Source organism: Shewanella frigidimarina NCIMB 400 (assembly GCF_000014705.1).
Lineage (GTDB): Bacteria > Pseudomonadota > Gammaproteobacteria > Enterobacterales > Shewanellaceae > Shewanella > Shewanella frigidimarina.
This window is the reverse complement of record NC_008345.1, coordinates 3,300,316-3,320,402: the sequence shown is the minus strand read 5'-3', so window position 1 is coordinate 3,320,402 and position 20,087 is coordinate 3,300,316. Positions and strand designations below refer to the sequence as shown.

The 20,087-nt window shown below is 40.1% G+C and carries 19 protein-coding genes and 1 riboswitch; of the genes, 7 read left to right on the top strand and 12 right to left on the bottom strand.

What is annotated here, in order from left to right:
- Window positions 1-122 precede the first annotated feature (122 nt).
- Window positions 123-1,520: a magnesium transporter gene (locus SFRI_RS14300; protein ID WP_011638212.1), complete on the top strand. Its 1,398-nt coding sequence runs from the start codon at window positions 123-125 to the stop codon at window positions 1,518-1,520.
- Between the two features lie 154 nt (window positions 1,521-1,674).
- On the opposite strand, the gene SFRI_RS14295 is transcribed toward SFRI_RS14300, so the two are convergent.
- The 7 genes from SFRI_RS14295 to SFRI_RS14265 form a co-directional block, all read right to left on the bottom strand.
- Entirely contained in the window at window positions 1,675-1,836 is a 162-nt protein-coding gene (locus SFRI_RS14295) for a hypothetical protein (protein ID WP_041413129.1), read from the bottom strand.
- A gap of 154 nt (window positions 1,837-1,990) precedes the next feature.
- A complete protein-coding gene (gene rfbD / locus SFRI_RS14290) occupies window positions 1,991-2,893 on the bottom strand; it encodes a dTDP-4-dehydrorhamnose reductase (RefSeq protein ID WP_011638210.1) in 903 nt (300 codons plus the stop codon).
- The gene (gene rfbB, locus SFRI_RS14285; RefSeq protein ID WP_011638209.1) at window positions 2,890-3,921 is read right to left on the bottom strand and encodes a dTDP-glucose 4,6-dehydratase; all 1,032 of its coding nucleotides are present in this window, start codon (window positions 3,919-3,921) and stop codon (window positions 2,890-2,892) included. Before rfbB ends, rfbD begins: the two co-directional genes overlap by 4 nt.
- Window positions 3,918-4,487, bottom strand: coding sequence for a dTDP-4-dehydrorhamnose 3,5-epimerase (rfbC, locus tag SFRI_RS14280; RefSeq protein WP_011638208.1), 570 nt, complete (start codon window positions 4,485-4,487; stop codon window positions 3,918-3,920). Before rfbC ends, rfbB begins: the two co-directional genes overlap by 4 nt.
- Complete coding sequence (gene rfbA / locus SFRI_RS14275) at window positions 4,474-5,361, bottom strand: glucose-1-phosphate thymidylyltransferase RfbA (RefSeq protein ID WP_011638207.1); 888 nt, start codon at window positions 5,359-5,361, stop codon at window positions 4,474-4,476. Before rfbA ends, rfbC begins: the two co-directional genes overlap by 14 nt.
- Window positions 5,362-5,434: 73 nt before the next feature.
- A complete protein-coding gene (locus SFRI_RS14270; RefSeq protein WP_011638206.1) occupies window positions 5,435-5,866 on the bottom strand; it encodes a copper resistance protein NlpE in 432 nt (143 codons plus the stop codon).
- A 301-nt stretch (window positions 5,867-6,167) separates the two neighbouring features.
- Window positions 6,168-7,301, bottom strand: coding sequence for a patatin-like phospholipase family protein (locus SFRI_RS14265; RefSeq protein ID WP_011638205.1), 1,134 nt, complete (start codon window positions 7,299-7,301; stop codon window positions 6,168-6,170).
- 357 nt (window positions 7,302-7,658) lie between these two features.
- On the opposite strand from SFRI_RS14265, the gene SFRI_RS14260 reads away from it, so the two are divergent.
- Both SFRI_RS14260 and SFRI_RS14255 read left to right on the top strand, forming a co-directional pair.
- Window positions 7,659-9,221 (top strand): response regulator, encoded by a 1,563-nt coding sequence (locus tag SFRI_RS14260; protein WP_011638204.1) that lies wholly within the window; start codon window positions 7,659-7,661, stop codon window positions 9,219-9,221.
- A 10-nt stretch (window positions 9,222-9,231) separates the two neighbouring features.
- Window positions 9,232-10,596 (top strand): sensor histidine kinase, encoded by a 1,365-nt coding sequence (locus SFRI_RS14255; RefSeq protein WP_041413644.1) that lies wholly within the window; start codon window positions 9,232-9,234, stop codon window positions 10,594-10,596.
- Between the two features lie 65 nt (window positions 10,597-10,661).
- Here SFRI_RS14255 and SFRI_RS14250 read toward each other — a convergent pair whose 3' ends face one another.
- The 5 genes from SFRI_RS14250 to SFRI_RS14230 all read right to left on the bottom strand — a co-directional run bounded on the left by SFRI_RS14250 (window position 10,662) and on the right by SFRI_RS14230 (window position 14,981).
- Window positions 10,662-12,377 carry a proline--tRNA ligase gene (locus SFRI_RS14250; RefSeq protein ID WP_011638202.1) on the bottom strand — a complete coding sequence of 572 codons (1,716 nt, stop codon included), beginning with the start codon at window positions 12,375-12,377 and terminating at the stop codon, window positions 10,662-10,664.
- A 114-nt stretch (window positions 12,378-12,491) separates the two neighbouring features.
- Window positions 12,492-13,106 carry an acyltransferase gene (locus SFRI_RS14245; RefSeq protein WP_011638201.1) on the bottom strand — a complete coding sequence of 205 codons (615 nt, stop codon included), beginning with the start codon at window positions 13,104-13,106 and terminating at the stop codon, window positions 12,492-12,494.
- Between the two features lie 4 nt (window positions 13,107-13,110).
- Window positions 13,111-13,860 carry a tRNA (N6-threonylcarbamoyladenosine(37)-N6)-methyltransferase TrmO gene (gene tsaA, locus SFRI_RS14240; RefSeq protein ID WP_041413643.1) on the bottom strand — a complete coding sequence of 250 codons (750 nt, stop codon included), beginning with the start codon at window positions 13,858-13,860 and terminating at the stop codon, window positions 13,111-13,113.
- A 152-nt stretch (window positions 13,861-14,012) separates the two neighbouring features.
- The gene (gene rcsF / locus SFRI_RS14235) at window positions 14,013-14,408 is read right to left on the bottom strand and encodes an Rcs stress response system protein RcsF (RefSeq protein ID WP_011638199.1); all 396 of its coding nucleotides are present in this window, start codon (window positions 14,406-14,408) and stop codon (window positions 14,013-14,015) included.
- Between the two features lie 162 nt (window positions 14,409-14,570).
- The gene (locus SFRI_RS14230) at window positions 14,571-14,981 is read right to left on the bottom strand and encodes an H-NS histone family protein (protein WP_011638198.1); all 411 of its coding nucleotides are present in this window, start codon (window positions 14,979-14,981) and stop codon (window positions 14,571-14,573) included.
- Between the two features lie 435 nt (window positions 14,982-15,416).
- Between SFRI_RS14230 and SFRI_RS14225 the strand changes: the two genes are divergently transcribed.
- The 4 genes from SFRI_RS14225 (at window position 15,417) to SFRI_RS14210 (ending at window position 20,087) form a co-directional block, all read left to right on the top strand.
- Window positions 15,417-16,166, top strand: a complete 750-nt coding sequence (locus SFRI_RS14225) for an electron transfer flavoprotein subunit beta/FixA family protein (protein WP_011638197.1) — start codon at window positions 15,417-15,419, stop codon at window positions 16,164-16,166.
- 1 nt (window position 16,167) lies between these two features.
- Window positions 16,168-17,091 carry an electron transfer flavoprotein subunit alpha/FixB family protein gene (locus tag SFRI_RS14220; RefSeq protein ID WP_011638196.1) on the top strand — a complete coding sequence of 308 codons (924 nt, stop codon included), beginning with the start codon at window positions 16,168-16,170 and terminating at the stop codon, window positions 17,089-17,091.
- Window positions 17,092-17,492: 401 nt separating this feature from the next.
- A riboswitch (Lysine riboswitch) is annotated at window positions 17,493-17,709 on the top strand.
- A gap of 80 nt (window positions 17,710-17,789) precedes the next feature.
- Window positions 17,790-19,349 carry a Na+/H+ antiporter NhaC family protein gene (locus SFRI_RS14215; RefSeq protein ID WP_041413127.1) on the top strand — a complete coding sequence of 520 codons (1,560 nt, stop codon included), beginning with the start codon at window positions 17,790-17,792 and terminating at the stop codon, window positions 19,347-19,349.
- Between the two features lie 159 nt (window positions 19,350-19,508).
- Entirely contained in the window at window positions 19,509-20,087 is a 579-nt protein-coding gene (locus tag SFRI_RS14210; protein WP_011638194.1) for a thymidine kinase, read from the top strand.

The following is a 20,087-nucleotide window of genomic DNA, read 5'->3' as shown; positions in this document are numbered from 1 at the left end:
TATAATGGGAAAGTGCTTAGCTGGCAATTAAGTTGTTAGCAACCTAATTTATCTGTTTGCTTATCAATACCAATTTCAATATAGTTGCGCATATTTTACTATCAAGAATTAAGGGCGGGCTGATGAGTGAATTAAAGAACGAACTTAGTTCTGAAGATGAAATCGACACCAGTTCACAACCACAGGCTGATGTCAGTCACGTGGTACATTTGTTAACTGAAGCCGAAGGTGATGAACAGGCCGAAGTGTTCAGTGAAATCTTGACTGAAGCAGAACCAGGCACAATTGCTTTATTATTAGAATCGTTACCGCTTGATGAACGTTATGAACGTTGGCAGCAAGTCGATGTTGAAGAGCGTGTAGACGTTCTAAACTTAATGCGCGCCGATCCTCGTTTAGGCATTGTTAAGAAAATGCCTGATGAGGAATTAGACTTACTCTTTTCTCAATTAAGTCCTGAAGACCTTATTGAATGGAGTGATTCATTACCTGACAACATTACCGATCGTGCATTAGCACAGATGGGTGAACGTCAGCGTAAGCATTTCGAACTATATGACCAATATTCTGAAAATGAAATCGGTCGTTATGCTGATCACCAGATGTTGGCATTAAGTCTTACATCTACCGTAGCACAAGGACAACGCTTTTTTCGTCGTATTGACTTAGATTGTAATGACCATCTTTTTTTAGTCGATCAAAACGATAAATATTTAGGTACAGTGCGTCGTTATGACGTTTTCAGAACTGCGGATCTTGATACTCAATTGCAGGTGTTAAAATGGGATGACAGCCGAGTAATATCTGCTGATTCATCTTTGATCGAAGCTGCCGAAGCCATTGAACATAGCCGCGAACTTGAATTACCGGTAGTCGATGAAGACGGTATATTAATTGGCCGAATGACACTGCGAACAGCTACAGCATTGGTGCGTGAACATTACGAAGCACAATTAATGGCAACTGCTGGTATGGATGAACACGACGATTTATTCGCCCCAATTGTGGTGGGAGCAAAGCGTCGTGCCGTGTGGCTAGGGATTAACTTACTCACAGCATTTTTAGCATCTGCTACCATCGGATTATTCGAAAATGTATTGTCGCAAGTCGTCGCGTTAGCGGTATTGATGCCAATTGTGGCTTCAATGGGGGGCATTGCAGGTAGCCAGTCGTTAACGTTAATGATCCGCGGTATGGCAATGGGTCAGATTTCTGCTGGTAACGTGATGTCGTTGATGAAAAACGAACTCGGTATCGGTGCGCTAAATGGTATGTTGTGGTCAATTGTCATCGGTATTATTGCCGGATGGTGGTTTAACGATACGATAATGGGCGTAGTTATTGCCTGTGCTATTTTAGTTAATATGGCTGTTGCTGCTATTGCTGGTGTGATGGTGCCGATGATCTTACAGCGCTTTAATCAAGATGCGGCGTTATCTGGTTCGGTTATTTTGACCACCGTAACCGACGTTGTAGGCTTTTTTACTTTCTTGGGATTAGCCACCATATTTTATCTGTAAAGTGGCAATACTTGTTACATCGTAAACGACTGATTTAGCATCGTCCAAAGTTTTATTTAAATGGTCTTGAATTCGTCAAGGCCATTTTTATTTCAACAAAAAAGCAAGTTGCAGACAACTTGCTTTTTAAACTTGATGAGAAAATCCTGTTAAATTATTTCCACTTAGCAGGCGCGAACTCCATTTCTGCATTATCGTCAAAGTAACGGCGCTTAGTATCACGGCGGCGTTGCTTAACTTTTTTCGATTTTGGTTTTCCCTTGATGTTATCGCCCCATGGCGCATCATCTTCATCAAATTCAAATGAGTGTGACATTTTCAACATTCCAGATAACTGTACCTCTGTTGGTACAGCCTCTTTTTACCTAAAGTTAATGACAAGCTAAAGCGAAATATTTCATCCTTGATGGTAAAAATTATTGCACGTAAAGATGACACTGATATGACAATTCATTTTTTACTGTAAACAATCAAACTTTACTCAGCACCAGCTCATTAAGGCATTGAGCTAATTGTTGTTGCCAAGGTTTTGGTATGGCGAGTGTGTGTGATAAGCGGGTGTCTAACACACTGAAAGCGGGTCTATTAACGATAGAAGCATATTGTTCTGATGTAATAGGTTGTAAATAAATTGACTGAGGTAATAAGCCTAACGCTATTCCTTGTGTTTTGATCTCTTGAGCAAACTCATACCAAGTACACTTACCTGCATTACTCCAATGGTAAATCGCTGACCATTGTTTTTGTGAACACAGTTTCCACAGAAAACGTGCAAAATCGTCAACCATTGTCGGGCTGCCCGTTTGGTCGTTAACAACTTTGATGGGGTTGTCTGCGCTTGATCCTATCGTTTGTTGATTATGTGACTGCGTCATTAACTTTAGCATAGTGGTAACAAAATTATTGCCGCTGTGATGGTAAAGCCAAGAAGTTCGCACAATACAAAATAGAGCAGATTGATAGCTCAATAATGTCTCTTCGGCGAGTAATTTTGACTGCCCATAAGCATTAATGGTTGATGGTTTTTGTGTCACAGAATAAGGTGTCGATGAGCGACCATCGAATACATAATCAGTCGACAATTGAATTAGTTTGATTCCATAATTACTGGCTGCTTTTGCCATATACTCAACGGCCAATGCATTGATTTGCATTGCTGCGACTGGGTTTATTTGTGCTTTTTCTACATCAGTATAAGCCGCGCAGTTGATGATGATATCGGGCCGATAAAAAGCTAACGCTTCATCAATGAGTTGTGGCTGAGTAATATCAACTTGTTGATGGCTGAGTTGGATTAGTTCTGCAGTTTTGGGCTGAACACGTTTTAAGGCTCTGGCGAGTTGACCGGTTTGACCAAACGTTAATATTTTCATTGATAGTGAGCCAAATACCACTGAACGGTTTGGCGTAAACCATCCGAGAAGTTATGTTTTGGTGTCCAATGCAATGTAGTAGTCAATTTACTCGCATCAATAGCATAGCGGCGATCGTGTCCTGGTCTATCAGTAATATGTTGAATGAGTGAGGAAAAACCATTGCTACTTGCCAACTGATGATTCGGCACTAATTGGGTTAGTTGTTGGCAAATTGATGCCACAACCTGAATATTAGTTTGCTCATTATTACCGCCAACAGTATAAGTTTCACCCACGTTACCTAAGGTTAATATTGTGATTAACGCTTCAACGTGATCATCAACATAAAGCCAGTCTCGAACTTGTTGGCCATTACCATAAATAGGAATTATTTTACCCGCAAGGGCGCGGGTAATGGTGAGCGGGATAAGTTTTTCAGGATGTTGGTATGGGCCATAATTATTTGAGCAATAACTGATCAAAGTTGGTAAACCATAGGTTCGATGCCAAGCTTTCACTAGGTGATCACTTGATGCCTTACTTGCGGAATATGGCGAACTTGGGGAGTAGGCGCTTTGTTCATTGAAATATCCGGTATCGGGTAAATCTCCGAACACTTCATCTGTCGAAATATGGTGAAAACGAAATTGCCTAGCCTTATCGCTAGATAAGCCATTATAAAATTGCCTGCTGGCTTCTAGTAGTTGATACGTGCCTACTATATTGGTTTGAATAAATTCAGCTGGGCCTGAAATGGATCGATCAACATGAGTCTCCGCCGCCAAATGCATCACGGCATCGGGTTGAAACCGATTAAACACTTCTGTTAATAATGTGCCATTACAGATATCACCTTCGATGAAATGATATCGTTCACTTTTATTTATCATCTTAAGGCTTTGAGGATTAGCGGCATATGTCAGTTTATCGATATTAATGACGCTGTGATTCGTAAAGCCTAGGATAAATCGGATTAATGCAGAACCAATAAACCCACAACCACCAGTAATCAAGATTGTGAGTGCTTGTCCGTTTTTATATGTCATTTCATGAGACCAAATGAGATTATCTTAGGGTTTATGGTCGGATTATCTTTGTCTGAGACGATAGGAGCAGGGTGCTGTTTTAAAGGCCATTGTATATTGAGCATAGGGTCATTCCATGCGATGGTTTGCTCATCGTCTGGTTGATAATATTGTGAACATTTATAAATAATATCAGCGATGTCAGACAATACGTAAAAGCCGTGTGCAAATCCTGCCGGGATCCACATTTGATAGCCATTTTCGTCGGAAATTTCCTGACCTATCCACTGGCCAAATGTTTTAGACTCTTGACGAATATCGACAGCAACGTCAAAGATAGTACCTCTGGCCACACGGATTAATTTACCCTGAGGAAAGTGCTGCTGAAAATGCAGTCCGCGTAAAACATTGTTCACCGAGCGAGATTGATTCTCTTGAACGAGCAGAGGGACATCCATTTTGTTTTGGATAAATGCATCACTAAAGCTATTTTGACGTAATGTTTCCATAAAAAAACCGCGTTCATCAATGAACTTACGTGGACTAAAAATCATCACGCCTTCGAGGTGAGTGTTAATATATTTCATCAGGAAAGTTCTTATCTAATAAAGACAGTAGATACTCACCATAGCCACTCTTTAGGAGTGGTTCAGCCAGAATTTTGAGTTGAAAATGATCGATCAATCCCATTGAATACGCTATTTCTTCAGGACAAGAAACTTTTAATCCTTGACGTTTTTCTATGGCAGCTATGTACTGAGTTGCTTCTGCTATCGCATCTGGTGTGCCAGTGTCTAACCAAGCTGTACCTCGGCTTAATATTTTAACATTCAGGTTATCGAGTTCTAAATATTGATTAATTACGTCGACTATTTCAAGTTCACCTCGTAGAGATGGGGTGACTGTTTTTGCGTACTCGCTGGCATGGCTGTCAAAAAAATACAGTCCAGGCATCGCAAAATGAGATTTAGGTTCTGTTGGTTTTTCTGTAATCGATATGACGTGATTATTTTCACTGAACTCAATGACACCATATGCTTGAGGGTTAGCAACATGGTAGCCAAATACGGTTGCGCAAGACATTTCATTTGCGGCTTGCAATATATGTTGCAATTGGTGTCCGTAAAATAAATTATCCCCTAAAATCATTGCACAAGGACTGCCAGCTAAAAAGGGGTCGGCAATAATAAGTGCTTGTGCAAGCCCTTCAGGCTTTGCTTGTGTTGCAAATTCAATGTTAATACCCCATTGATGGCCATTGTGCAAAAGTGCTTTGAAAAGAGCTAAATCTGAAGGGGCACAAATAAGCAAAATATCAGTAATACCAGCTTGCATAAGAGTGCACAAAGGATAATAAACCATCGGTTTATCGTAAATGGGTAATAGCTGTTTACAAACCACTTGGGTGATAGGGTATAGCCGAGTGCCTGAACCTCCAGCTAATAAAATGCCTTTTCTCATCAAACTTTCTTTAAGTGACCAATAAAATAATTTTAGCACAGCTAAGATCAATTAAGCAGGTTTGTTATTGATGTTATTCAGCGTTGGGGGGGGATATTTGCTGGCCTAGTCCTTCGATTTTATCGACCCTGTATCGATCTGCGTCTGGGCCTTTAATTCGCCTAAATTTTACATCTAACAAATATAAATGATCGGAATAGACTTGATAAATATGCCCACGATCTAAAATGATAATATTACCGCTTTGATCCCATTTGAATGTTCCACTACCACGATAAGGATTGGGATCAGTGCCTAAACGAATTGTGTGGATGGTATATTGGTTCGGTTGGGTTAGTTCAAGAGTGGTATCCATCCCATCACAACTCGGACAAGGGAATACACCATGATATACACCTTGCCATTGCAAAGTTGTTTTACTACTTGAAGTGGTATCTATAGTTGAGATGTCTTGTTGGCCGCAACCGACGATTATTAATGCGATCATTATCCATAAATTTTTCATCTAAAATCCTTTTAGATACAAAATTGTCGCGCATGTAACGCTCGGCAGTTTTGATGTTCTGTGTCTCAAGTTAATGATTAACAATTTAAAATAATATCCACTTTTATGGAAGTGACTATGTAAAGCATGTCTATTTGACTCAAGTTAAACTTGTATGACGATGATGATTTTAGTATAGATAAGCAAAGCGCTCTTGCGCTTTTATTACCTATTGATCCCGATGCTAATTTCCGATGCTAATTTCCGATGTTAATTTCCGATGTTAATATATAGGTATATCATAGATTTTAAGTCTTAATGGTTAAACTTTAGTCTGTATATCGAAAAATTGTTTTATTTCATCAATTCTATCCATTGCATCTTGATAGCCTAAATCAATCAAGGTGGTGGTATAGCTTTTTTCGAATAATAAGTACGACACAATACTTGAGTCAGACTGTCTGTTAATACCAAATAATTTCAATAAAGTTTTGATTGCAAAAGGCATGTCATCATAAAACCGTTCCGCAATTCGGCTTAAATCTTGACTTGGTTTCATCACTAAAGTATCGATATGGCGTAAGTTCAAGGTTTCACGGTCTTGTGGGGATATCATTGATAAGGTGTTGTTGACCCGTTGCAGACGCTCTAAATCGCTGTTCAATGTATCCGAAAAAATGGTATCTAATAAATGTCCGGCGATTGTTGCTGTTTTAGGGTGATATTCAAACTCGATGGGAAAGTGTTTGTGTGGGCTGTCTAAATTAATCACAAATATTTTATTAGCGCCAAGGTGGATTGGGCTTGATAGTGGTGATAATTGATGGACAGACCCATCACCATAATAGGCTTGATTAAGTTTAATTGATGGGAATACCATCGGAATAGCTGAGCTTGCAAGTAAGTGCTCAGTATTTAATAAACTGCGAATACCGACTCGTCTAGCACGTTGCCAATCATCAATGTGTTCGTTACCTTGATAGAAAGTATATGAACGTGAATTGTTGTAGCATGAGGAGTCGATACTGATAGCTTTGAGTGCATCATTACCAATATTACGATCAATTCTTTTAAAATCGATAAGATTATTCAGCAACTCTCGTAAGGGTTGATTATCCAGCAGGCTACCTGCATCAGTATTGACTTTGTCATCTTGAAGACCTTTGATAGCCATTCGTCCCAAATGTCTCAACACTTGAGGGATAGACGTGCGATAGACTTTATGGGTTTCAAAATGACGCCACACCCAATCCAGTTTTTTTATGGCTAAATGGAAGCAAGATGCATGGGTTGCTATCGATATTGCATTAATGGCACCAGCAGATGTACCACAAATAATATCAAATGGGACATTATGATTGCGCGGGTAAAACTGCACTAGCGCTTTTAATACGCCAATTTGATATGCAGCCCTGGCCCCACCACCTCCTAGTACTAATGCTGTTGATACTGGCAATCTCGATCCTTTAATCTGTTAAGCATGCTTGATTCTAGTATGAATTCTTTTTGTGTTATACACCAGCTACCAATAAGTCGACTATGTTATTTATTGTCTATACTTTATCAATATTCTATTTATTCTAGGCGTAAACCTCTTAAAAATGAACAGTAGAACATGGATATGATCGCCCCTGTACAAAGTAAATCGAGATAGATAATAAGATCTAAACTGGTTTTTTTCTCGTATGTCTATATTTACTTAAATGATGTGGATCAGGAATGAGCACATCATAAATTTTTGATGTTTCGATGGTTACGTGTTAATTTTTTGTTAATTAACACTCGGTTGATAATCCAATTTTAAGGATGGCATGTGGCTCTGTTTAAGACAACATCAGCAGTATCGGTTGATAACGATACAGTAAATAAAGCAAAGCAACTTTCTCCTTGGAAGATTGCCATCATTGATGATGAACCAGGCATACATGATGTGACTAAGTTCGCATTGAGTCATTTTGAGTTAGAAGGGAGAAAACTCGCTTTTTATTCAAGTTTTAGCGCTGAAGAAGGATTCATTTTACTACGTGATGAGCCTGATATCGCGCTTGCATTTATCGATGTTGTGATGGAAAACGATCACGCGGGGCTCGACTTAATTGAACGTATTCGAGGTGAGTTAAATAATCACAGTACAAGGATTATTCTTCGCACTGGCCAGCCGGGCTGTGCTCCTGAAGAAAGGGTGATCAGAGAGTTTGATATCAATGACTACAAAGCAAAAACTGAATTAACCGCTACCAAACTTAAATCGTGTGTTTATGCTTCCTTGCGTTCATACCGTGATATTAAAACCATTGAACAAAGTCAGCTTGGGATGGAGAAAGTCATCCAAGCTTCTTCTTCAGTGCTATTAAGCCATACTCTTCATAATTTTGGCAGTGCCGTTCTTGAGCAAACATTGCAATTACTTAATTTAAATAGTTCAGCGCTCTATTTAACCAGTTTTCGTAAAGATCTCTACCAAGATACTCATATGAACCTATTAGCAGCGACTGGCAATATGGTCAGTTACTCTGAAATAGAAAATGTCCAATCACTTCCGGGTGAAGTAAAAGAGTATATTATTGAAGCCATTAGTTTAGAGAAGTCGATAGTTCACGATAATATTTATGTAGGCTTTTATAAATTTGGCCAAGATGTAACCAGTATTTTATACCTCCAACACGACAGCGCATTAACACCGTTGCAAGTCAGGATCCTTGAATTGTTTGCCGCTAATGTCAGTCTGACCTTTGAAAACCTTTCAAGCAAAGAAAACGTCCAACAAACACAACGCGAACTGATCTTAATTATTGGTGATGCGATTGAGCAGCGCAGTAAAGAAACCGGTGCTCATGTAAGGCGTGTGGCGGTGATGAGTGAAATGCTGGCTAACTATATTGGTATGAACGATGATTTTGTTGAAACCATGCGCTATGCCGCCCCTTTGCATGATGTGGGTAAAATAGGTATTCCTGAAAGCATTTTACATAAACCCGGTAAGTTGACCGATAGCGAGTGGGAGATAATGAAAACCCATGCAGAAAAAGGCTACAACTTACTTGCGGCATCAAATCGTATCATAGCCAAAATGGGTGCTCGTATTGCCTATACACACCATGAACGATGGGACGGTAATGGCTATCCTCGTGGGTTAGTTGCTGATGCTATACCTATTGAAGGTCGCATTATGGCTATTGTCGATGTGATTGATGCACTTTTGTCAAAACGCAGTTATAAAGACGCCTGGTCAGCTGAAAAAGTAAGAGATTATTTAATTGAGCAGTCAGGTAAGCAATTTGATCCTTTGATGTGTGATGCCAGTTTAATCTTGCTTGATAAGTTTGTTGAGATACAGCAGCAAATGCCAGATGAACCTGCACAAAGCACACATTAAGCCAAAGATTATGAATCAGAATTTAGAGCAAGTATTACTGGCTGTCAGCCAGTCTGAATTGATTGATACCGGCGACTTAGATTCGGCTTCAAAATTGATTATCGATTCAGTTTGTCGCGGACTTGACATTGATAGGGCGGGTATATGGCTGTTAACCGAAGATAACCAATCAATCGGTTGTTTTTTATTAGTTGATAATCAAACTAAGCAAAATAATATCACGCTAACTCGCTTAGAATTTCCGGGGTATTTTCGCGCCCTAGATACAGAAAGAACAATTGCTGCCAGTGATGCGATGACAGATCCTGCGACCTGTGAGTTTAAAGATATTTATTTGCGTCCCAATGCAATCACAGCCATGTTAGACAGCCCAATAAGACATGCTGGTAAAATGATCGGAATTGTCTGTTGCGAGCATAAGGGGGGAATTAGGCATTGGAGCCGTGATGAGCAATCATTTGTGAGCTCTTTGGCTGATTTGTATGGTAGGGCTGTCAATGCGAAAAAGGTCAAAGCTTATCAAAATGAACTTGAATTGAATAATGTTGCCTTAGAAGCAGAAGTTGAAAAGCGAACTGCGGAGTTAAAAAATGCGATAAATAACTTACAAGCGACACAAGCCAGTTTAATAGAGAGCGAAAAGCTTGCCGCCTTAGGTAATCTTGTTGCTGGTGTTGCACATGAAGTGAATACTCCATTAGGTATTTCGGTGACATCAACCAGTCACTGTATCGATGAGTTAACTAAACTCAAAACCTTATTCGCCGCGGGTGAATTAGAACAACAAGACTTTGAAGAGTTTATCCATACACTAACTGACGGATTACATTTAATTGAACGTAATTTATCGCGTGCCGCAGAGTTAGTTCATAACTTTAAACGCACAGCAGCTGACCAGCTTATTTTAGAAAAAGAGCAGGTTAATTTAACTGAATATTTGGAGCAAATATCTTCCCCTCTTAGGCCATTAACCCGTAAGCAAGGTATCGAACTTGATATTCAAATAGAACCAGACTTGGTTGTTGAATCTTATCCTGGTGCTATAGCACAAATCTTTACTAATTTGGTGTCCAATTGTTTTCGACATGCATTTCCTGCTGATTTTGTAGGACAAAAGCGAATTATATTAGGCGCAAATTACTGTGGTGATGAAATAAAGATGTTTTACAAAGATAATGGTAAAGGCTTGAGCCCTGAAGTAAAGCGTAGAATATTTGAACCTTTTTTTACTACTGCACGCAATATTGGTGGCACAGGGTTAGGCATGTCTATTGTGTATAATCTAGTAACGCAAAAATTAGGCGGTAGGCTTGAGATTATTTCAGAGTTGAATCAAGGCCTTGAAATCGATATTTATATCAAAAATATTACATAAAAGTGTTTTGCAGCGATAAAAAAACGCACTCTAAAGTGCGTTGTTTCAGGTTATATCGTTAATAACTAGCCTTTAGCAGCATTTGTTAAAAACGCCACAATCTCATCGAATGGAATATCTTGTTTCTCACCCGTGCGACGGTTTTTATATTCAAATACACCAGCATCAATATTGCGATCGCCAATCACGACAACATGCGGCAAGCCAATGAGCTCCATGTCGGCAAACATAACCCCAGGACGCTCTTTACGATCATCCATCAATACTTCAACACCAGCATCAGCCAGGTCTTGGTAAAGTTTTTCGGCAATGTCAGCTACACGATGTGACTTATGCATATTCATTGGCAAAATGCCTACAGTAAACGGTGCAATAGCTTCAGGCCAGGTAATGCCACGGTCATCGTTGTTTTGCTCAATAGCAGCAGCCACAATACGACTCACGCCAACGCCGTAACAACCCATCAATAACACTTGGGCTTTACCGTTTTCGTCTAACACAGTGGCATTCATTGATTTAGAATAACTTGTTCCCAACTGGAAGATATGGCCGACTTCAATACCACGAGCCATGGCATACGTACCTAAGCCATCAGGCGTTGGTTCACCTTCGACCACATTACGGATATCCGCAGCAGTCGCTAGAGGCAAGTCGCGGTCCCAGTTAATACCAAAATAATGCTTATCTTCAGCGTTAGCACCCGCGGCAAAATCGCTCATCACAGTGACACTATGATCAACAATAATTGGCATCGTTAAGCCAACAGGTCCTATAGAACCAGGACCTGCTCCAACTGCAGCACGAATTTCTGTTTCTGAAGCAAATTCAAATGGTGATGCGACTAATTCAAGCTTGTCGGCTTTAATTTCGTTAAGTTCGTGATCGCCACGGATAACTAATGCAACTAATGGCACTTCGTCAGTAGCACCTTTTACGATTAAGGTTTTAACCGTTTTAGTGATGACTACATTAAATTGCTCAACTAACTCAGCAATCGTTTTGGCGTTAGGCGTATCCACTAACGTCATTGCTTCAGTCGGTGCAGCAAGAGTGTGAGTTGGCATTGGTGATTCGGCTTTTTCAATGTTAGCGGCATAATCGCTACCCGTTGAATAAGCGATTAAATCTTCACCACTGTTAGCCAGCACATGGAATTCATGCGACATGCTACCACCGATAGAACCAGTATCAGCCAGTACTGGACGGAATGATAAGCCCATACGAGTCAGAATATTGCTGTATGCGGTATGCATAGCGTGGTAAGTGTTATCCATGGTTTCTTGATCTAAATGGAAAGAATAGGCATCTTTCATCAAGAATTCGCGCGCGCGCATGACGCCGAAGCGAGGGCGAACTTCATCACGGAACTTAGTTTGTACTTGGTAAAGTGTTAGCGGTAGTTGCTTGTAAGAACTTAATTCTTTACGGACTAAATCGGTGATCACTTCTTCATGGGTTGGCCCCAATACGAAGTCACGATTATTACGGTCTTGGAAACGTAATAACTCAGGACCAAACTTATCCCAACGACCCGTTTCAACCCATAGATCTGCAGGCTGGACTAACGGCATTAATATTTCGATCGCACCTGTTTTGTTCATTTCTTCACGAACAATGGCTTCAACTTTACGTAAAACACGTAAACCAGATGGAAGCCAAGTGTAGAGACCTGAAGCATTACGACGGATCATACCGGCTCGTAACATTAACTGATGACTAATCACCTCTGCATTAGCAGGGGTTTCTTTTTGTGTTGAAAGCAGGTACTTGCTAACTCGCATTCCCGATGTCCAAAATAGTTGCTATGAATTAGCATCATTTTAGCACCTGAATCAATGATGTCACCTGCTAATTCGACTCAAAAGAAGGCTTTGTGATACTTAAATGGTAGCTGGCTATTTTTTATCGCGTCGGTCGCCAATAACTCGGGCTGGATTACCAGCAACAATAGCAAAATTGGGTACATCTTTTGTGACAATGCAGCCCATGCCAATCACCGCACAATCTCCAATGGTGACACCGTCAACAATGCCCGCCTGAGCGCCAATCCATACATCTTGGCCTATCACTACACCTTTTGATGTCGCGGGTTGTTTATAAATGGGTTCGCTGGGTGACATGCCATGGTTAAAGGCATAAATCGTGACGTTGTTAGCAATACGAGTTTGGTTGCCAATTTTGATACCATTTCGGCCCCCGTCTATACTACAGCCATGGTTAATGGCCACTTCATTGCCTAGGGTGATTGGACCATGCATAAACACATCCGCGGCAATCATGCATTGGTTACCTATAGAGATATCACGACCCGGTTCGGCAAAAAGCTGAGCTTGTGGGGCAATAAAACACTGTTCACCTATATGAATGGTTTCAAGCTGACATAACCGTTGTTGAATGTCATCTTGCCAAGGTTTTGCCCATGATAAATGCTTTGGTTTAAGTGAAAAATACAGCCATGGCATCCATGATAAGCGTTTCTTATGTTGTGCTTGATAATCTATGTCTGCCATTAATTTAATCCTTCAACAGTTCAACTTTTGTCGGCTTGAGTTCTAACACTTCAATACCTTGAGCTGTGATATGCCAAAAGATATCTAAGTCGTATAATGCCACTTGATAAAGTTTGGGATCGTTTTTGGCTTTTTTGTATGCAGGACGAGGATCTTGCGACAATACCCCTTCAATAAGCGCGGCTAAATCTTGGTACTGCTCTTGTTGGCTGTAGTGATCTATTTGCTCTGTCGCTAACGGTGTATAAGTAAGTGGAATTAATATCGGTGCATCTTGGGCAATACCACCCTGCGCATCAATAATAACATCTGAGAACGGAATATAAGGTTTGATATCGACAATCGGCGTGCCGTCTAATAAATCCATTCCAGATATTACTAAGCACACTTTACCTTTACGATTAACCACTCCGTGCAATTTAACAACGGACTGACCGATTCCATTTGGTCGAAATGTTGAACGAGTTGCAAAGACACCTAATTTTTCATTGCCGCCTAAACGGGGAGGGCGAACGGTGGTTTTCCAACCTTGAGCCAGATTTTCATGGAAACAGAATAATAACCATAAGTGTGAATATTGCTCTATTCCTCTAACGGCATCAATGTGATTAAACGCAGGTTCAAACTCTATATAACCTACCGCATTAACTAAACCTGGCTGACGAGGAATACCAAACTTTTGTTTGTAAGGTGTTCTGCATATTGCAACAGCATTTAATTGGCTGCTAAACGGAACGCTAGATTTATGATTCATTAGATCTGTTTGACTGTGTCGATCGTTGCTTTGTGTCATGCGATACCTGAATTAAGCAAACAAAGGGAGTTATAAATCAAATATAGAAAATGTTGATGAGTGTTATATGAGCACTCATCATTTATGGGCAGTCAATATAATATATTGAGTTGTTATTTTTCTGTAGGAGTTTTAATGGCTTGACCGACACAAAGTGCACGGCTAAAACAACTATTGTCTGCTTCAGTAATCATAAAACAGCTTTTAACCACAAAACCATTTGCGCCCATATCTGCAGCAGCTCTTCTGGCATTGGTTCGTGCTACGGCCATTTGTGGTGGTGCATCTTGTTTGGTTTCTTGGCAGGCTTCGCCTTCAACTAAACCTAAAGTTTCAAACGTTCCTTTAGGTTGATCACTACCTTCATATAACGTTACATCACCGACTTTAAAATAATCATTGATCGCTTTACTGTCTAAATTACTTTTGAACGTATAATCACTCGCACAAGCGCTCAATAATAGTGCTATACCTGAGGCAATAAATGCATATTTAAGAGGGAAATTCATAGCCGTAGCCTTCTATTAATGGGGAATGGATCAACGACGGTTAGTTTACCTTTTCTCTTGCCGATGATAAAGCGCTCAAATGCTATAAAAAAAAGAGCTTACCGAAGTAAGCTCTTTTTTATTTTAAAGGATAACGGTGTGGTTAACCCTTAATCAGAATAATTATTCCATACCAGGAATTAAGAATTCGCTCATATTTTTGCCGCTATCAACTTGTTGTTTGAATACGGTAGGCATACGACCTTGGCCAGTCCATTGAATTAATTCACCATCAACAGTGATTTGATATTTTGGTGGACGTGGTGCACGTTTGGTTTTAGCTGTTTTAACAGAAGACGTCACGTCACCTAAATCTTCAATTGATAAACCACTGTTTTCAATTTGAGCAAGAATTTCAGCAATACGAGCGTTACGCTCTGCATTGGCTTCAAGTTCTAATTTCTCTTCTTCTTGACGTTCGGTAATGATTTTTTCTAATTTCGCCGCTGTTTCACGTAAATCATCAAGAGACAATTCTTTTACTGCAGCTTTAAAACGACGGCCGTGGGTTAATATGTCTAAAAAGTCACTCATGTTGTATAGTTTCCTAATGATTTATTTATAAAATAAAAGTTATAAGAGATAAAAAGTATCAACGTTCCGTGTAAGTTTCAGTACTTCATATTGTTTATTTTGGTCGTTATTATTAATATAAGTCAGATTAATTCTCTGATTATTACTAACACAGCTTAATCAATACTGAATATAGTTATAATAATAGAAACTATTTGGCATTGAATCAAATAAAATCATCTAATTATGCAATTAATTTTAATTAAGCATTCCCATTAAGTAATTAATGATCCACTACTTGTTTAGTTTGATTGCCACCACAATAACAAAAAATATGTAAACAGTCGTTTGACTTTGATTGACGTTAACGTTAACAGGACGTAAAGTTAACCCATCTTGCATTGGCGAACGCCAGTGTGTTGTCCATATACATTGAAGGTGTAGGAAGGAAAACCTATGAAAGTATTGGTGCCTGTTAAACGCGTAGTTGATGCCAATGTGAAAGTCAGGGTAAAAGCTGATAACACAAATGTTGATACGACCAACCTTAAAATGGCGTTAAACCCATTTTGCGAAATAGCGGTAGAAGAAGCTGTTCGCCTCAAAGAAGCTGGCATTGCCACTGAAGTTGTAGTGGTAAGTGTTGGCCCTAAAGCGGTGCAAGAACAATTAAGAACCGCAATGGCACTGGGTGCCGACCGAGCGATTCATATTGAGACCGATGAAGAGTTAGTGCCTCTTTCGATTGCTAAGCTGTTAAAGGCAGTGCAAGAAAAAGAGCAAGCACAACTCGTTATTTTTGGTAAGCAGTCAATTGACGGCGACAATAACCAAACGGGTCAAATGCTCGCAGCATTAACTGATATGCCACAAGCGACATTTGCATCAAAAGTCAAAATTGATGGTGACATGATTACGGTTACTCGTGAAATCGATGGCGGACTACAAACGCTGAAAATGCCTTTGCCTGCGATTGTGACGGTAGACTTACGTTTGAACGAACCTCGTTATGCTTCATTACCTAATATTATGAAAGCTAAACGCAAACCATTAGAGATTATGGCTGTGGCTGATCTTGGTGTGAGCTTAAGAGCGCATCAAACAGTACTTAGCGTCACACCTCCTGTTGATCGTAAAGCGGGCATCATGGTGTCTTCTGTTGAAGAGTTAGTTGATAAGTTAAAAAATGAAGCGAAGGTGATCTAATATGACCATTTTAGTATTAGCAGAACACGATAATGTCAGTTTGAAAACTGATACGGCGAAAGTGGTTAGCGCTGCAGCAGCCATTGGTGGTGATATTCATGTACTGGTTGTTGGTGCAGATTGTTCTGCCGCGGTGAGTGTGGCACAAAGTCTAGCGGGTGTGAGTAAAGTATTAGTGGCAGATGCCGCTCAATATGGCGCTCAATTAGCTGAAAACGTATCAAAATTAGTTGTTGAAATTGCGGCTGATTACGAACATATTTTAGCGGCGGCAACCAGTATAGGTAAAGATACATTGCCTCGCGTAGCAGCATTATTAGACGTTGCTCAGATATCTGAAGTGATTGAAGTTGTAAGCAGTGACACTTTTGTACGTCCTATTTATGCGGGGAATGCACTTGCGACTGTGCAAAGCTTAGATGCTAAAAAAGTCATGACAGTGCGCTCTAGTGCATTTGATGTTGTAGCATCAACAGGCAGTGCTGAAGTCGTCAACTTAAGCCAAGCAATAGATTCAAAAACTGAATTTGTTTCTCAGTCACTCACTGAATCTGCCCGTCCTGAACTCGGCAATGCAGGCATTATTGTGTCTGGTGGTCGTGGTATGGGCAGCGGTGAAAACTTTGCTATTTTAGAACAACTCGCCGATAAGTTAGGCGCAGCAGTAGGTGCATCACGTGCAGCGGTTGACGCAGGGTTTGTACCTAACGACTTGCAAGTAGGCCAAACAGGTAAGATTGTCGCCCCTAACTTGTACATTGCAGTGGGTATTTCTGGCGCGATTCAGCATCTTGCTGGTATGAAAGATTCAAAAGTGATTGTGGCCATTAACAAAGACCCTGAAGCCCCTATTTTTCAAGTAGCGGATTATGGTTTGGTTGCCGACTTATTTGAAGCGGTACCGGCATTGAATAACCTCGTTTAATCTGACGTTAACTCGTTAGGTGGGAAGTTGATTAAGTTAGTTTTTTCAATCGACTTTAAAGCACTATTATACGTTTTGTTATTCGATTAAAAGGTTTCTACCTATACGGTAGAAACCTTTTTTATTGGGCTAGTCTTGGATTTAGTCTTAGTTTTAGTACTGAGTTTGATGATAACGTTAAAAAATTCAGTTCAAATATCGACGGTTTGATGCGGTTGCCGTTTTTGTGTCCATTACATTAGTGTGCATTTGATTTAAAAACGTTAAACTAATGCTGTTCAATTGTTGTTTAAATTGGCGTTGTTGTTATTTGTGGTTCTGTTTAGTGCTTTTTACTGGCGCAGAATATGCGATTTATGATTGTATGTTCGCGTTGTTTGTCATGAGCTTTATGTACAAACAACAAAAGTAGAGGTGCGTTGCATAAAAGTCATGTTGAATTGGGTGATGCCAATAATTCGACATAAAAGGATGCAATGCCGAAATAAATGGGGTTATCAGCTTCATTTGTTGGGGCAGTTCTCGAAAGGGACTGCACTGTCATAGTGTTTTTATCAACTTGATAAAAAGAATGATATTCATATTAAATGGATATTGCTGTGGAGTGCTACTAGTTAAGTTAACGCATACACTTTCTGTGTATGTTTAGCCTTATTTCTAGTTTTTTCTCCATTCGTATCCAACGAAGAAATAATTAAATTATGATAATAAGTTATGCCGATTCGGCACTTTCTGTTTTGCCACCACTTGTGGCTATTACTCTGGCCATTTTAACTCGTAAAGTATTGCTCTCTTTAGGGGTTGGCATTGTTTTCGGCGCCTTATTACTGACTGATTTCTCATTGGTTAGTAGCGGCGAATATATCTTAAATACCGCTAGCCAGTTAGTTTGGAAAGACGCAGCGCTGAATAGTTGGAATGTGTACATTCTAGGCTTTTTGATTGTGCTGGGCATGATCACTGCATTAATCACTGTTAGCGGCTCAGCCCGTGCTTTTGCTGATTGGGCTAAATTGCGTATTCGTAATAAACGTGATGCCAAGTTAATGACCATGTTTTTAGGCTGCGTTGTGTTTATTGATGATTACTTTAACAGTTTAGTCGTCGGCTCGATTTCACGTCCAATTACTGACCGCTACCATATTTCGCGTGCCAAATTGGCTTATATTCTTGATTCCACCGCCGCACCAGTGTGTGTTATTTCTCCCGTGTCTAGCTGGGGGGCATACATTATCGCATTAATTGGCGGTATTTTAACTGCCCATGGATTTACCGATTCTGGCCATTTGAGTGTCTTTATTCAAATGATCCCAATGAACTTTTATGCCATTTTTTCGTTATTATTATTACTGTGTGTAGCAACGTTTAGCTTAGATGTAGGTCCAATGCGTCAGCATGAATTAAATGCGCTGCGTGGTAATTTGTTTGATGAGTCAAAAGGTCAACCACCTGGCGCAGTCACAGATTTACCTGAAGCCGATACCGGTAAAGTGATTGGCTTGTTTTTACCTATCGCGGTATTGGTGTTCGCGACAGTGTATTTTATGGTTTCAAGTGGCGCCGATGTGCTAGCAACCAAAGACTTACCGTTTAATGTACTCGGTGCATTTGAGAATACCGATGTTAGCTCGTCACTATTTTTTGGCTCTGTAATTGGTCTTATTGCAACACTTATTCTTGCGATTCAGCAAAAAGTTGATTTGTCTATGTTACTCAAAGGAATGTCGGTTGGTGCTCGTTCTATGTTACCAGCCATTTACATATTGCTTTTTGCATGGACAATTTCGAGTGTGATTGGTCAGCTTGAAACCGGTAAATATATGGCAAGTTTAGCCACTGACAATATTCCATTTGCCTTACTACCTGCAGTGTTATTCTTGTTAGCGGGTATTACCGCATTTTCGACTGGCACAAGTTGGGGCACGTTTGGGATTATGTTGCCTATTGCCGCAGACATGGCGATGGGAAGTGATAGCACGATGATGTTGCCAATGTTGGCTGCGGTGTTATCTGGTGCGGTATTTGGCGATCATTGTTCGCCCATTTCTGACACCACCATATTGTCGTCAACCGGTGCCAGTTGCCATCATATTGATCACGTTGTTACTCAACTGCCGTATGCCTTAATTGCTGCTTTAATTAGCTTGGTCGGTTACACCGTATTAGGTTTTACTGGCTCATTAATCGCTGGGTTAGTTTGCTGTAGCATGTTGTTTGTCATTAGTGTTGTTGTATTACATTTTTGGGCTAAAAAGTGATCACTTGAACTAAGCTCTAGCGTATGTAGGTGAATGTTCTATTTAAGCTGTGATGGAAATGCCGTATTCATGATGAATACGGCATTTTTGTTTGTTGTTACTAAGTTAAAAAAGGTAATATGACTGGTATTATGTGATTAACCGTTAGGACACTTCATTTTGGCGCAACTGTACTTTTATTATTCGGCGATGAATGCCGGTAAATCAACTTCATTACTGCAGTCTTCTTATAATTATCGTGAGCGCGGTATGCACACGTTAGTGATGACGGCATCGATAGATAATCGTTATGGTGTCGGCAAAGTGTCATCACGTATCGGCATCGAAACCGATGCGCAGGTGTTCGGTAGCACTGATAATTTAATAGAGTTAATTTCGACGTCGAATGATGAGCAAAAAATTCACTGCGTATTGATTGATGAAAGTCAGTTTTTAAGTAAAGAACAGGTGAGGCAGATTACACACGTTGTTGATAATCTTGATATTCCAGTATTGTGTTATGGCCTTCGTAATGATTTTCAAGGCGAACTATTTCCAGGCAGTCAATATTTATTAGCTTGGGCCGACAAATTAGTTGAGCTTAAAACGATTTGTCATTGTGGCCGTAAAGCAAACATGGTCGTGCGTCTTGATCATGATGGTAAACCAATGCGTGAAGGCGAGCAGGTTGCCATTGGCGGTAATGAAAGTTACGAGTCGGTTTGTCGTAAGCATTTTCGTGAGTTTTTGTGGGATTAA